The organism is Klebsiella sp. GG_Kp175, assembly GCF_040062325.1.
Taxonomy (GTDB): Bacteria; Pseudomonadota; Gammaproteobacteria; order Enterobacterales; family Enterobacteriaceae; genus Klebsiella; species Klebsiella quasipneumoniae.
In genome coordinates, this window is record NZ_JBEAFX010000033.1 from 110,599 (window position 1) to 123,900 (window position 13,302).

The window sequence follows — 13,302 nt, forward strand, 5'->3', positions numbered from 1 at the left end:
TCAATGAGGTGACATACGTCCGTCGAAACGGGCGCTGCTGTGCCGCGCTGCAGGTAGGGTACAGGGCGGTTGTTATTGTTGCGTATAAATGTTATTCGCCCAGCGCGTCGCGGGTGGGCAGCCCCTCGCTGTCGCCCTGGACCTGAATCGCCAGCGAACCGATTTTATTGCCGCGGTTCACCGCCTGACGCAGGGTTTTGCCTTCCAGCAGGGCGCTAATCACCCCGACGGCAAAGCCGTCGCCGGCGCCGACGGTATCGACGACGTTTTCGACTTTAATGGCATCAACCGTTCCCTGTTCGCCGTTGGCGCTCTTGAACCAGGCGCCGTCGCAGCCAGTTTTAATGACCACCGCCTTGACGCCGCGCGAGAGATAGAAATCGGCGATCCCCTCCGGAGTCTGCTGGCCGGTGAGGATGACGCCCTCTTTTAAGCCTGGCAAAACCCAGTCAGCCTGGAAGGCGAGACGGTTGAGTTTCTCCACCATCTCGGCTTCGCTTTTCCACAGCACCGGACGCAGATTGGGATCGAAAGAGAGGGTTTTGCCCTCGGCTTTCATGACCTTCGCCGCATGCTCCAGCAGCGCATATGAGCTTTCAGAGAGCGCGGCGGCCACGCCGCTCAGGTGCAAATGACGGGCGCTGGTGAAGTAGTCGGCGCGAAAATCGTCAGGCGACAGATGGCTGGCGGCAGAACCTTTGCGGAAATACTCCACAATGGGATCGGTTCCATTTTCGACTTTCGATTTCATCTGGAAACCGGTAGCGAAGCGGTTATCAATGGCGACAGCATGACTATCGATCCCCTCTTTCGCCAGCGATTGCAGTACGAAGCGGCCAAAGCTATCGTTACCGACGCGGCTGACCCAGCCGACCTTCAGACCCAGGCGCGCCAGACCGGTGGCGACGTTCAGCTCGGCGCCGGCGACACGTTTCATAAAATGCTCCACCTCAGCCAGATCGCCGGTTTCGGTGGCGACAAACATGGCCATAGCTTCGCCGATGGTGATGACATCTAAATTTTCCACGGCTTATTCCTCGCGTAACAGGTTGACGTAGCGGCGGGTCACGGCCGTCAGGTCATGGCCAGTCAGCGGAAACTCGATTCCACGCGGCGCGTCGGCGGGAAGATTATCGAGCAGGGCCAGCCAGCGGTCGGCGGCCTGATCCGGCGGCACAGCGCGGAATTTCTCCTGATGTGGCTCCGCCGCTTTCACATGAATATAGCTGACCGCCGGCGCAAGATGGCGGGCTGCCTCTTCCGGCGAATCGCCGACCCACAGCCAGTTGCCCATATCAAACGTTAAGGTGATCGGCAGCTGATGGACCCGGCAGGCGGCTTTGAAGCGCTGCATCGGCGCCAGCTGGCCGCAGTCGGTCTGATCATTCTCCACCACCAGCGCCATGCCGCTGTCGCTGAGGATATGGCGCAGCTCGTCGAGCTGCTGGTTGTGGCGGAAATGGCCAAGGGAGAGCTTCAGCCACAGGGCGTTAAGGGTCTGCGCTTCCGCGAGCAGCGTCGGGAGATGCGGGTTAAGCTCGCCGTTGTCGGCGAACAGCGCCTGGGGCGCGGAGTAGCAAGCCAGCAGGCCGTGGCGCTCGATGGCGGCTGCCAGCGCCAGCAGGGCGTTGAGCTCTTCGGCGCTGAACAGCTCGCGGCGGATTTCGACGCCGTCCGCGCCGGCGTCGGCGATAAACGGCAGGACGGCGGCCTGGCCGCCTAAGGATTTAACATGGTCATTACCATAGGCAGCGGTAACGACAATAATTTTTCTGGCCATCGCGCTCTTACTCCCGGCGTTTGTTGCTTAATCTCCTTATTACGCTAGATGGTATCGGTTCCATAAGAAAGGGCGAGATGTTTAATTTATGATCGGCATCACGAAGGATCGTTAACGGGAGGTTGATCCGCGGACGATAAGCTCGCCGGAAAAGACCCGCTCGCAGATGGGGTCGTTAGTGCCGGCAATGCGTCGAATCACCTGTTCCACCGCCGCGTAGCCGATCTGCCACGTCGGTTGTTTGAGGGTGGTGATGCCGACGCCGGCCAGCTCCGCCCACTCCAGTTCGTCGAAGCCCAGCAGGCCGATATCGCTGCCCCAGATCAGGCCGACGCGCTTCAGGGCGCGGGCCACCTGCAGCGTCAGCGCGCCGTTGGCGGAGATCACCGCTTTGCGCATCCCGCGGTGGCGGGCGTGGAACTGGCGCAGGACGTTGTCCATCATCGCGCCGTCGTTGAGCTGTACTTCGGCGTTTTCGGCCACCACGCCGTGGTGGCGGGCGAGCGTGGCGCGAAAGGCGCTCAGGCGCTCGCGGCGGGTATTGACCGAGCCCAGCGGTTCGCTGAGAAACAGGATGGCCTCAAAGCCTTTCTCCACCAGGTGTTCGGTGGCGGTGGTGGCGGCCTGAGCGTTATCAAGTCCGACCACATCGCAGGCGAAATCGGGGATTTTACGGTCAATCAGCACCATCGGCAGGGCCGACTGCTGCAGGCGGTTCAGGCCATCCTCCCGCATGCCGACCGCGTTGACGACGATGCCTTCCACCTGATAGCTGCGCAGCAGGTCGAGATAGTGCAGCTCCTGGTCAAGCTCGTTATTGGTGTTACACACCAGCAGGGTAAAGCCCTTTTCCCGGCAGGCCGCTTCAATGCCGCTCATGACATTGACCGAATAGGGGTTGGTGATATCGGCGATGATCAGGCCGATGAGGCGGGTGCGGCCGTGCTTGAGGCCGCGGGCCATCAGGCTGGGGCGGTAGTCGAGTTCGGCAATGGCTTTTTCAATACGTGATAACAGATCGTCGGAAAGCAGGTGCTTCTCGCCGTTAAGATACCGTGAAATGCTGGTTTTGCCGGTCTTTGCGGCTTTCGCCACATCGCTAATGGTTGCACGCGCCGCTTTCGCCATGATGGCTTCCTTTGCTGAAAATCTGCCAACACCTTAGCGCGAAAAATAGCGATATCAAGCATTTTGCCCGGCAGAGGCGCGGCCGGGCAACATGAGGATGCGCTTATTGCAGCGGGCTGAGGGTGATTTCCACGCGACGGTTCTGCGCCTTACCTTCCGCCGTGCTGTTGCTGGCGATCGGGTTCGCCGGCCCCATGCCGGTGGTGCGAATGCGGTTGGCCGCCACGCCCTGGGTGATCAGCGCGCTGGCGACGCTGTCAGCACGCTGCTGCGACAGACGCATATTCAGATCCTTACTGCCGGTGCTGTCGGTGTAGCCGACCACGTTAACGGCGGTTTTCTCATACTCTTTCAGCACCATGGCCACGCCGGTCAGGGTGTTGGCGCCGGCCGGTTTCAGGTTGGCGCTGTTGCTGTCGAAAGTGACATTATTCGGCATGTTCAGCACGATATTGTCACCATTTCGCGTCACGCTGACCCCGGTTCCCTGCATTTTGTCGCGCAGCTTCGCTTCCTGCACGTCCATGTAGTAGCCTATGCCGCCGCCCAGCGCCGCGCCTGCCGCTGCGCCAATCAGCGCGCCTTTGCCGCGGTCATGTTTGGAAGAGGAGAGCGCGCCGACGCCAGCGCCCACTAAGGAGCCAATACCTGCGCCAATACCGGATTTACCTGCTTCACGCTCACCGGTATAGGGGTTGGTGGTGCAGCCAGAAATCGCCAGGGTGCCGCTGACCAGCGCCGCAATCATAAGTACGCGTTTTTTCATTTAATGTCCTTAATCCTTTTTATTCTTTGTCACAGCGAACGTGACGGTTGATTATGACGCGCGAATACGTAGAAAATTCCCCAAACACCATCTCATTTTGTAAATAACATTGAACGGCGCCGATCGCACCGTCACCACACCTGCTTTCGCTGACCAGGAGCTGCCCTTGCCAACCTCATCTGCAACCAAAACCATTTTAACCGCCGCCCATTGGGGACCGATGCTGGTGGAAACGGACGGGGAAAACGTCCTCTCCTCCCGCGGCGCGCTGGCGACACCGTTTGCCAACTCGCTGCAAACGGCGGTGCGCGACCAGGTGCACAGTAAAACCCGCGTGCGCTACCCGATGGTGCGCAAAGGTTTCCTTGCCTCTCCGGACAAGCCCCAGGGGGTCCGCGGTCAGGATGAATTTGTGCGGGTGAGCTGGGAGCAGGCGCTGGATCTGATCGATGCCCAGCATCGTCGGATCCGCGAAAGCTACGGACCGGCCTCTATTTTTGCCGGCTCCTACGGCTGGCGTTCTAACGGCGTCCTGCATAAGGCGGCCACCCTGCTGCAGCGCTATATGAGCCTGGCGGGCGGCTACACCGGCCATCTCGGGGATTACTCCACCGGCGCGGCGCAGGCGATCATGCCTTACGTCGTGGGCGGCAATGAGGTATATCAGCAGCAGACCAGCTGGCCGCTGGTGCTGGAATACAGCGAGGTAGTGGTGCTGTGGAGCGCCAACCCGCTGAATACGCTGAAAATTGCCTGGAACGCCTCCGACGAGCAGGGTATCCCGTGGTTCGACCGGCTGCGCCAGAGCGGAAAACGCCTGATCTGCATCGATCCGATGCGATCGGAAACTGTCGATTTCTTTGGCGATTCGATGGAGTGGATCGCGCCGCATATGGGCACCGACGTCGCGCTGATGCTGGGTATCGCCCATACGCTGGTGGAGAATGGCTGGCAGGACGACGAGTTTCTTGCCCGCTGCGCCAGCGGCTACGAGATTTTTGCCCGCTATCTGACCGGCGAAAGCGACGGCGTGGCGAAAACCGCCGACTGGGCGGCGGCTATCTGCGGCGTCGCAGCGGATAAGATCCGCGAACTGGCGAAACTTTTCCACGAAAACACCACTATGCTGATGTCTGGCTGGGGCATGCAGCGCCAGCAGTATGGCGAGCAGAAACACTGGATGCTGGTCACCCTGGCTGCGATGCTGGGGCAGATTGGCACCCCGGGGGGCGGGTTTGGTCTTTCCTACCATTTCGCCAACGGCGGCAATCCGACCCGCCGCGCGGCGGTGCTGGGCTCGATGCAGGGGAGCGTGGCCGGAGGCGTGGACGCCGTGGAGAAGATCCCGGTCGCGCGGATTGTCGAGGCGCTGGAGAACCCGGGGGCGGAGTATCAGCACAACGGCATGGCGCGGCGCTTCCCCGATATTCGCTTTATCTGGTGGGCCGGCGGCGCCAACTTTACCCATCATCAGGATACCAACCGCCTGATTCAGGCCTGGCAGAAACCAGAGCTTATCGTCATCTCCGAATGCTTTTGGACCGCCGCCGCGCGTCATGCCGATATCGTCCTGCCGGCGACCACCTCGTTTGAGCGCAACGATCTGACGATGACCGGGGACTACAGCAATCAGCATCTGGTGCCGATGAAGCAGGTGGTCGCCCCGCAGGGTGAAGCGCGCGATGATTTCGCGGTCTTTGCCGACCTCAGCGAACGCTGGGAGGCGGGCGGCCGCGAGCGCTTTACCGAAGGGAAGAGCGATCTGCAGTGGCTGGAGACCTTCTATCAGATGGCCGCCCGGCGCGGCGCCCAGCAGCAGGTGACGCTGCCGCCGTTTGCCGAATTCTGGCAGGCTAACCAGCTGATTGAGATGCCGGAGGAGCCGGAGAATGCCCGTTTCATCCGCTTTGCCGCCTTCCGCGACGATCCCCAGGCCAACCCGCTGAAAACGGCGAGCGGTAAAATTGAGATCCACTCGCCGACCATCGCCGCCTTTGGCTACACCGACTGCCCGCCGCACCCAATGTGGCTGGAGCCCGACGAGTGGCATGGCAACGCCGAGGCGGGGCAGCTGCAGCTGCTGTCGGCCCATCCGGCCCACCGGCTGCACAGTCAACTGAACTACTCCGCGCTGCGCGAACGCTATGCCGTTGCCGGACGCGAACCGTTGACTATTCATCCGCAGGATGCCCGGGCGCGGGGGATTGCCGATGGCGATCTGGTGCGGGTGTGGAACGCCCGCGGTCAGGTGCTGGCCGGCGCGGTGGTGACGGAGGGGATCCGCCCGGGGGTGATATGCCTGCATGAAGGAGCGTGGCCCGACCTGGATCCGGTGGCGGGCATCTGCAAAAACGGGGCGGTGAACGTCTTAACTAAAGATATCCCAACATCCCGCCTGGGCAACGGCTGCGCCGGTAACACCGCCCTGGCGTGGCTGGAGAAATATACCGGCCCGGCGCTGCCGCTTACGGCATTTGATCCGCCGGCCAACGCATAATCCAGGTGGGGTGCTGAGTATCGTCCTGCCATGCGCAATCTTCAATGCGGAAGCCTTGCGCATGGTAGAAACTGACCGCTGATTCGTTTTTCTGATAAACCTCAAGGCTAAGCCAGGCGTAGTGCTGCTTGACTTCATCCAGCAGCGCCCGGCCAATGCCCTGGCGAATAGCGTCCGGCGCGACGAACAGCGCGCCGACGAAACGGGACTCCAGCACGCTGACAAAGCCTTTTAGCTCCCCGTCGTGCTCCCAGACCCAGGTGCTGGCGGCGGGAAGATAGACATCCCGTACCACCGCGACGCTGTCGCGCCAGTAGCTTTCGCTGATAAAGGGATGGGCATGAATCGTACTTTCCAGCCACAGGTCCAGCAGCGGCAGGTTATCTTTAGCGTCCCACTTGCGGATCATCCTGACCTCCAGGGTGACAGAAGCAGCCGGTGACATGGTCGTTGACCAGCCCGCAGGCCTGCATAAAAGAGTAACAGATTGTCGAACCGACAAACTTAAAACCGCGTTTTTTTAAGGCCTTAGACAGCGCATCTGAGGCCGGCGTCGTGGTCGGGATCTCCGCCAGCGTCGCCGCGCGGGTGACCTGGGGCGCATTGTCGACGAAGGACCAGACAAAATCAGTGAACGACTCGCCATTTTCCTCCATCGCCAGATACGCCCGGGCGTTGCCGATGATGGCCTGGATTTTTCCCCCGATGGCGGATAATCCCGGCATCCTGCAGCAGTCGCTCGACATCTTCATCCCCCATCGCCGCCACCCGCACCGGATCGAACTGGTGAAAAGCCTGGCGATAGTTTTGCCGTTTTTTTAACACCGTGATCCATGATAACCCGGCCTGCTGACCCTCAAGGCAGATCATTTCAAACAGCCGCTGGGATGCTTTTTGCGCGACACCCCATTCGGTATCGTGATACTCGATATATAACGGATCCTGACTCACCCATCCGCAACGCTGCATAGCTATTTCTCCCTCTGCGCTAAAAAAGTGGACGCCCCGGCTTGACGACTGAAAGATAAAGATAATAGTTAATACAGGGAAATCGTATCCCCAAAAAAACACAGCAATAATGCCGATTCGGCTCTTTTCTGGAGTCGCATTAATGATAATAAAGAAATGCAATGGCCTCCGGGGGTTCTTGTTCCCGGTGTGCGTATCCGTCTGGGTGTCGTGTGTCTCTGGAGCGAATGCCTGGCAACAGGAATATATCGCTATCGATACAAAAAGTAATACGTCGGAACGCTATACATGGGATAGCGATCACCAACCACGCTATGAAGATATCCTCGCCGAGCGGATGAAGTCGTCTGAAACGCCGGGCGGGCTGGCGTTAAACCAGGGGTTGGCGCCGCCGGACAGCAGCCGTGGGATGAGCGTCGGCTGGAATTATCTGCTGGCAAACGGCATGACCTCCGGGCCGGTGGCCAGCCTGCGCAGCGACTACACCGCGCCGGCGACGAAAAGCGTGGGCGAGACGGGATATGTCAACACGCTCGGCTGGCGTATGGATTATCAGTCGCTGTGGGGCGTGCACCCTTGGGCGCAGGTGAGCTATAACCAGTCGCTCGCCAGCGATGCCTGGTCGCCGACCACCCGCGCCAGAGAGGGCGGCTGGAGTGATGTCACCCTGGGCGCCGATATGCCGCTGGGATCGCATGTGGCGGCATGGGCCACGCTGTCACAGGCGGACAACGTCCCATCGGGGGAAAATACGCTCTATCTGATGGGGGTCAGCGCCAACTTTTGACCCGCGATTGTTACGCATTTGAAACGATGTGGTTATTGTTAAATCTCAGTAATGGCGCATTTCTGTGAGATAGCGCACACTAACTTTTTCCCTGAAATTCGCGGAATGAATGTCATGCAATGTCATTCATTCCGCCATTAATGCATTTCATTCCCTGCTGATGGCAGTTCATGCCTTTTTCCCCCACTGGATGAGGGGCCTTCGCTATTGTGGCGGCAGTTAATTTATCAGGACAACTGCTATGAACGCTGCAAACCGTCAATCGACCCGCTGGCTTACGCTTATCGGCACCATCATCACCCAATTCGCTCTCGGTTCGGTTTATACCTGGAGCCTGTTTAACAGTTCACTATCTGACAAACTGGGCGAACCGGTCAGCCAGGTCGCCTTCTCCTTTGGCCTGCTGAGCCTCGGGCTGGCGCTCTCTTCGTCGGTCGCCGGCAAGCTGCAGGAGCGTTTTGGCGTGAAGCGCGTCACCATGGCCTCCGGGATCCTGCTTGGTCTGGGCTTCTTTCTGACCGCCCACTCCAGCAGCCTGATGATGCTGTGGCTGAGCGCTGGCGTGCTGGTGGGGCTGGCGGACGGGGCCGGTTATCTGCTGACCCTGTCGAACTGCGTCAAGTGGTTCCCGGAACGCAAAGGGCTGATCTCCGCCTTCTCCATCGGTTCCTATGGCCTCGGCAGCCTGGGGTTCAAATTCATTGATACTCATCTGCTGGCCACCGTTGGTCTGGAAAAAACCTTCGTTATCTGGGGCGCTATCGTGCTGGTGATGATCGTCTTTGGCGCGACCTTGATGAAAGATGCGCCAAATCATACGGCGACCACCACGGCCAACGGCGTCGTGGAAAACGACTTCACTCTCGCCGAATCGATGCGTAAACCGCAGTACTGGATGCTGGCGGTGATGTTCCTGACGGCCTGCATGAGCGGTCTGTATGTGATTGGCGTGGCGAAAGATATCGCGCAGGGAATGGTCCACCTGGATGTCGCCACGGCGGCCAATGCGGTAACGGTTATCTCAATCGCTAACCTTAGCGGTCGCCTGGTGTTAGGTATCCTGTCCGATAAAATTTCCCGCATTCGCGTGATCACCATCGGTCAGGTGGTGTCGCTGGTGGGGATGGCCGCGCTGCTGTTCGCTCCGCTGAATGCCATGACCTTTTTCGCCGCCATCGCCTGCGTTGCTTTTAACTTCGGCGGAACCATCACCGTCTTCCCATCGCTGGTCAGTGAATTCTTCGGTCTGAACAACCTGGCGAAAAACTATGGTGTGATTTATCTGGGTTTTGGTATCGGCAGCATCTGCGGTTCCCTCATCGCTTCGCTGTTCGGGGGCTTCTACGTCACCTTCTGCGTGATATTCGCCCTGCTGATTATTTCGCTGGCGCTTTCCACCACCATTCGTCAGCCGAAAGGCAGTGTCTATAGCGAGGCGCATGCCTGAAACCTGCAGCGTGAAACGTGCCCCTGATTAATACCCTAAGCAAATAGTGCCAATCCAGCCAAATATTTTGTAAATGTTTGGCTGGATCACATTCCCTCCTGATACTTTTCCCGTTCCCTGTGGTCTACTTATCGCGCTTTGTAGAGGTTTCTGATAACCAACCCTAACGCACCCTATTAGCCTACTGACTCATGCCACAGCGTCAGGCGGTGTTTTATTCTTCTTTTTCCAGGTTTGCTTGCATGAAATATATTAGAACGATGACGCAGCAGAAGCTTAGTTTTTGGCTGGCGCTGTACATCGGCTGGTTTATGAACGTCGCCGTTTTTTTTCGGCGTTTCGATGGTTATGCTCAAGAGTTCACTGTCTGGAAAGGGCTTTCCGGTGTCGTTGAACTGGTGGCCACGGTCTTTGTCACCTTCTTCCTGTTACGTCTTCTGTCGCTGTTCGGTCGCCGTATCTGGCGCATTCTGGCGACACTGATTGTTCTGTTTTCCGCCGCCGCCAGTTACTACATGACGTTCCTTAACGTGGTGATTGGCTACGGGATTATCGCCTCGGTGTTGACCACCGATATCGACCTGTCGAAAGAGGTCATCGGCTGGCATCTGATCCTCTGGCTGGCGGCAGTGAGCGCGCCGCCACTGCTGTTTATCTGGAGCAACCGCTGCCGCCATACGCTGCTGCGCCAACTGCGTACCCCGGGCCAGCGGGTTAAAAACGTGCTGATCGTGGTGTTGGCCGGCCTCATCGTCTGGGGACCTATCCGCCTGCTTGAGCTGCGCCAACACGATGTCGAGCGCCATTCGGAAGTGGATATGCCGAGCTACGGCGGGGTGATCGCCAACTCCTACCTGCCGTCGAACTGGCTGTCGGCGCTGGGGCTGTACGCCTGGGCGCAGGTGGATGAATCCTCAGATAACAAATCGCTGATTAACCCGGCGAAGAAATTTACCTACGTCGCCCCGGAAGAGCTCGATGACACCTACGTGGTGTTTATCATTGGCGAAACCACCCGCTGGGATCATATGGGCATCCTTGGCTATAGCCGTAACACCACGCCAGAGCTGGCGAAAGAGAAGAATCTGGTCGCTTTCCGCGGCTACTCGTGCGATACCGCCACCAAGCTGTCGTTACGCTGCATGTTTGTGCGTCAGGGCGGGGCAGAGGATAACCCGCAGCGGACCCTCAAAGAGCAGAACGTCTTTGCGGTGCTTCATCAGCTGGGCTTCAGCGGCAATCTGTACGCCATGCAGAGTGAGATGTGGTTCTACAGCAACACGATGGCCAACAATATCGCCTATCGCGAGCAGATTGGCGCCGAGCCGCGCAACCGCGGCAAGAGCGTTGACGATATGCTGCTGGTGGATGAGATGAAGCGCGGTATGGAGCAGGGCAACGCCTCTGGTAAGCACCTGATCATCCTCCACACGAAAGGCTCACACTTTAACTACACCCAACGCTATCCGCGCAGCTTCGCCCAGTGGAAGCCGGAGTGCGTCGGTGTTGATAACAAGTGCTCGAAAGCGGAGCTGATCAACTCCTACGACAACAGCGTGACCTATGTCGATCACTTTATCGTCAGCGTCCTCGACCAGCTGCGGGATAAGAAAGCGATTGTGTTCTATGCCGCCGACCACGGCGAGTCGATTAACGAGCGTGAACATCTGCACGGTACGCCGCGCAAGATGGCGCCGCCGGAACAGTTCCGTGTGCCGATGATGGTCTGGATGTCGGATAAATACCTGGAGAATCCGGATCATGCCGCTGCGTTTGCCCATCTGCAGCAGCAGGCCGCGATGAAGGTGCCGCGCCGTCACGTCGAACTGTACGACACCATTATGGGCTGCCTTGGCTATACCTCGCCGGATGGCGGGATCAACGAGAACAATAACTGGTGTCGGTGGAAAAAGTAAGACAGCGGATTTTTCAGATTCTCGGGTCTGTTTTCCTTTCCTGAGCCCAGGATAAGCTAATCCCTCGCCGGCGTCCGCCGGGCGAGGGATTTTTTTTGCACAGCGGATGTGTCTGGCAGGTTGCCTCTTCTTCTTTGAATACCCTCCAGTGTTCCCGCTCCTCCTGTGCAGCCACTTTTCACGGAGAGAAAGGATGAAGGTAATAAAGGGGTTGGCCCTGCTGTGCCTGCTGATGCTAACGGGCTGTCAGTCCGAAGAGGAAACCCGCCAGTTCCTGCTGGCCTGTAAATACGATGCGCCGGCGACGATCGAAGCCATGCTGAATAACGGCATCGATGTGGATGGTCAGGATAAAACCGGCTTAAGCGGCCTGATGGTCGCTGCCGCGGAAAATCGTCGCGAGGTGGTAGCGCTCCTGCTTAAGCGTCAGGCGCAGCCGAATCTCCAGACGCGCCAGGGCGTCACGGCGCTGATGCTGGCGGCGGCGCGAGGCAGCGATGCGGCGCTTATCGGCGATCTTCTCCAGGCGGGCGCGTCGGTGAATCAGACCACCGTCGACAAGAGCACGGCATTGATGTCCGCCATTGCCGACGGCGGGGACGTCAGAAGCGACTACCAGCATATTCTGGCGATGAAAAAGCCCGATGCGCCTGTGGAGGAGCTGAGTGCGCTGGACAAGATTGTCGGCGCAACGGCGGCGAAATCGCTGGCGACGGGCAGCCGCGCGCTGATGACGGAAGACATGGCGTTACAACTGGCCCCCGGCGCGTTTAAGAAGAACGTTGACGAGATCGTGGCGTTGCTGATCGGGCATGGGGCGGACGTGAAGGCCGTCAATGCTTCAGGGGAATCGGTCTTTTTCCTCGCTGTCGATCACGCGCGATCGGCGGAAACCATCACGACCCTGGCCAACGCCGGGGCGGATACCAGCCTGGCGGATAAATCCGGCACCACGCCGCTGATGCTGGCGGCGGCGGGGGACGATCCCAATCTGGTGCTGGCGCTGTCAGCCTCCGGCGTGAAGGTGGATAAGCCGAACCGGGAGGGGCTCACGGCGCTACAGGTGGCGGCGAGTCAGGGGGCGCCTGCGGTGATCGCGGCGCTGGTGCAGCGCGGCGCAAAGGTGGACCAGCTCTCCGCCAACGACCTCAGCCCGCTGATGCTGGCGGTCAAAATGAATAATAAAGCCAATGTCGAGGCACTCCTCGAGGCCGGCGCCAGCGTCAATCTCAGCAATAAGGCAGGGTATACGGCGATTGGCTACAGCCGGGCCGGCGAGGTTCGCCAGCTGCTGCTGGCGCAGCATGCCGAGCTGAAAGGGCAGGCCGCGCATATGGCGCAAAGCGAACTGCAATTCTGCGCTAATGCCTTTGCCGACAAGCTGGCGTACAGCGACATCGCCCGCGCGGTAAACAACGATACCCGCCCGGACATTATGCGTCATCAGCATACCTGCCCGGGGTTGGGGGAACTGACGATGCTGCTGGGAGAGTTTACATTCAAACCGGCGGGCCCAACTTATCTCGGTGAGCCGGTGACCTGTAAGGTAGCCGAACATCGCAAAGCGTTTGAGGTCAGCTGCCGCTAAAAAAGCGGACCAACCGGCGATTCGCTGCGCAGGGTGCTGAGTTTCTCGCCGGTTGAACGATTTTTTGAAAATAAGGCATTGACGGGTAGGCATCCCAGCAGTAAGATGCGCCCCGCATTCGGTGATTGGCGCAGCCTGGTAGCGCACTTCGTTCGGGACGAAGGGGTCGGAGGTTCGAATCCTCTATCACCGACCAAATTCGAAAAGCCTGCTCAATGAGCAGGCTTTTTTGCATCTGCGGCCAGTGAGGATGAGAACCTCCGGGGGCAGGAGGTTCGACTCGAGCGAAGCGAGAGAACGTTGCGTCAGCAACGGACCGCAGGGCGAGCCACAAAGTGGCGAGTCATCCTCTATCACCGACCAAATTCCAAAAGCCTGCTCAATGAGCAGGCTTTTTTGCATCTGCGGCCAGTGAGGATGAGAA

Annotated in this window: 10 protein-coding genes, 1 tRNA gene, 1 other RNA gene and 1 pseudogene; 7 read left to right on the top strand and 6 right to left on the bottom strand. The window is 59.1% G+C overall.

The annotated features are described in order from the left end of the window. Window positions 1–91 precede the first annotated feature (91 nt). From ABLU73_RS23365 to ABLU73_RS23380, 4 genes are all read right to left on the bottom strand, one after another. Complete coding sequence (locus ABLU73_RS23365) at window positions 92–1,027, bottom strand: sugar kinase (RefSeq protein ID WP_032456719.1); 936 nt, start codon at window positions 1,025–1,027, stop codon at window positions 92–94. 3 nt (window positions 1,028–1,030) lie between these two features. Next, window positions 1,031–1,780, bottom strand: a complete 750-nt coding sequence (locus tag ABLU73_RS23370; RefSeq protein ID WP_348850456.1) for a sugar phosphate isomerase/epimerase — start codon at window positions 1,778–1,780, stop codon at window positions 1,031–1,033. A 111-nt stretch (window positions 1,781–1,891) separates the two neighbouring features. Then, window positions 1,892–2,908, bottom strand: coding sequence for a LacI family DNA-binding transcriptional regulator (locus tag ABLU73_RS23375; RefSeq protein ID WP_004205002.1), 1,017 nt, complete (start codon window positions 2,906–2,908; stop codon window positions 1,892–1,894). 103 nt (window positions 2,909–3,011) lie between these two features. Next, window positions 3,012–3,674 (bottom strand): OmpA family lipoprotein, encoded by a 663-nt coding sequence (locus ABLU73_RS23380; protein WP_002921917.1) that lies wholly within the window; start codon window positions 3,672–3,674, stop codon window positions 3,012–3,014. Window positions 3,675–3,840: 166 nt separating this feature from the next. Between ABLU73_RS23380 and ABLU73_RS23385 the strand changes: the two genes are divergently transcribed. Then, entirely contained in the window at window positions 3,841–6,171 is a 2,331-nt protein-coding gene (locus ABLU73_RS23385; protein WP_048326017.1) for a molybdopterin guanine dinucleotide-containing S/N-oxide reductase, read from the top strand. Here the strand turns inward: ABLU73_RS23385 and ABLU73_RS23390 are convergent. Further along, window positions 6,140–6,580 carry an N-acetyltransferase gene (locus tag ABLU73_RS23390; RefSeq protein WP_064178630.1) on the bottom strand — a complete coding sequence of 147 codons (441 nt, stop codon included), beginning with the start codon at window positions 6,578–6,580 and terminating at the stop codon, window positions 6,140–6,142. The two genes, ABLU73_RS23385 and ABLU73_RS23390, sit on opposite strands and share 32 nt — an antisense overlap. Further along, window positions 6,558–7,140, bottom strand: a pseudogene (tag, locus tag ABLU73_RS23395) (DNA-3-methyladenine glycosylase I). The gene ABLU73_RS23390 and the pseudogene tag overlap by 23 nt, the downstream one beginning before the upstream one ends. A gap of 205 nt (window positions 7,141–7,345) precedes the next feature. Between tag and ABLU73_RS23400 the strand changes: the two are divergent. The 6 genes from ABLU73_RS23400 (at window position 7,346) to ABLU73_RS23425 (ending at window position 13,241) form a co-directional block, all read left to right on the top strand. Next, window positions 7,346–7,927 (top strand): autotransporter outer membrane beta-barrel domain-containing protein, encoded by a 582-nt coding sequence (locus ABLU73_RS23400; protein ID WP_072140522.1) that lies wholly within the window; start codon window positions 7,346–7,348, stop codon window positions 7,925–7,927. A gap of 241 nt (window positions 7,928–8,168) precedes the next feature. After that, window positions 8,169–9,374: an MFS transporter gene (locus tag ABLU73_RS23405; protein ID WP_004204995.1), complete on the top strand. Its 1,206-nt coding sequence runs from the start codon at window positions 8,169–8,171 to the stop codon at window positions 9,372–9,374. A gap of 242 nt (window positions 9,375–9,616) precedes the next feature. Continuing rightward, window positions 9,617–11,290, top strand: coding sequence for a kdo(2)-lipid A phosphoethanolamine 7''-transferase (gene eptB / locus ABLU73_RS23410; protein WP_264023152.1), 1,674 nt, complete (start codon window positions 9,617–9,619; stop codon window positions 11,288–11,290). Window positions 11,291–11,483: 193 nt separating this feature from the next. Beyond that, entirely contained in the window at window positions 11,484–12,878 is a 1,395-nt protein-coding gene (locus ABLU73_RS23415) for an ankyrin repeat domain-containing protein (protein ID WP_264923672.1), read from the top strand. A gap of 119 nt (window positions 12,879–12,997) precedes the next feature. Continuing rightward, window positions 12,998–13,074 (top strand) — tRNA-Pro (locus ABLU73_RS23420). A gap of 34 nt (window positions 13,075–13,108) precedes the next feature. Next, a non-coding RNA gene (locus ABLU73_RS23425) (RtT sRNA) lies at window positions 13,109–13,241 on the top strand. Window positions 13,242–13,302: the final 61 nt, after the last annotated feature.

Excerpts from the sequence above, each read along its gene's own strand:
- ABLU73_RS23405 (WP_004204995.1), top strand. The coding sequence starts at position 8,169 with ATGAACGCTGCAAACCGTCAATCGACCCGCTGGCTTACGCTTATCGGC.
- ABLU73_RS23370 (WP_348850456.1), bottom strand. The coding sequence starts at position 1,780 with ATGGCCAGAAAAATTATTGTCGTTACCGCTGCCTATGGTAATGACCAT.
- ABLU73_RS23390 (WP_064178630.1), bottom strand. The coding sequence starts at position 6,580 with ATGATCCGCAAGTGGGACGCTAAAGATAACCTGCCGCTGCTGGACCTG.
- ABLU73_RS23375 (WP_004205002.1), bottom strand. The coding sequence starts at position 2,908 with ATGGCGAAAGCGGCGCGTGCAACCATTAGCGATGTGGCGAAAGCCGCA.
- ABLU73_RS23415 (WP_264923672.1), top strand. The coding sequence starts at position 11,484 with ATGAAGGTAATAAAGGGGTTGGCCCTGCTGTGCCTGCTGATGCTAACG.
- eptB (WP_264023152.1), top strand. The coding sequence starts at position 9,617 with ATGAAATATATTAGAACGATGACGCAGCAGAAGCTTAGTTTTTGGCTG.
- ABLU73_RS23380 (WP_002921917.1), bottom strand. The coding sequence starts at position 3,674 with ATGAAAAAACGCGTACTTATGATTGCGGCGCTGGTCAGCGGCACCCTG.